This is a genomic window from Vibrio sp. OPT46 (genome assembly GCF_015163535.1).
GTDB lineage: Bacteria > Pseudomonadota > Gammaproteobacteria > Enterobacterales > Vibrionaceae > Vibrio > Vibrio alginolyticus.
In genome coordinates this window covers 1-385 of sequence record NZ_JADDYG010000381.1, presented here as the reverse complement: position 1 = coordinate 385, position 385 = coordinate 1, and the positions used below count along the sequence as shown (strand labels likewise).

The following is a 385-nucleotide window of genomic DNA, read 5'->3' as shown; positions in this document are numbered from 1 at the left end:
ACCGCTTCCAAATTGGAACGGAGAATGGAAAGTTGTTCTTTGGCCTCAACTTGAACTCGCTCTTTGTGAAGCTCTTGCTGGTTTCGATTTAACAGCTCAATAACCCCAATACACAAAGCGAAAAAGGTGAGGAAGAACAATGCAAAATAGCATCGCTTTCTGGGTAAATAACGCATTTTCTCCCCACAACTCGTATACAACTACGAGATTTTTTATTTATTGTTAAAATTCTTATTATCACAAGAATAACCAATCATAATCAGAAAGGTAACAGTGATTGACAACTTTTATGTTTTAGGTGTGAGATGATGCATCAACAAGGCGATTTATTTGGCGGCGATCTATGGCAAGAAGTAGAAAGAGGAAAACTTTATTATGATCCTCA

Annotated in this window: 1 pseudogene; it reads right to left on the bottom strand. The window is 37.1% G+C overall.

Going from position 1 to position 385, the window contains the following annotated elements:
• Positions 1 to 176 (bottom strand): annotated as a pseudogene (locus IQR33_RS33410) (sensor domain-containing diguanylate cyclase); the annotation flags it as partial.
• Positions 177 to 385 lie beyond the last annotated feature (209 nt).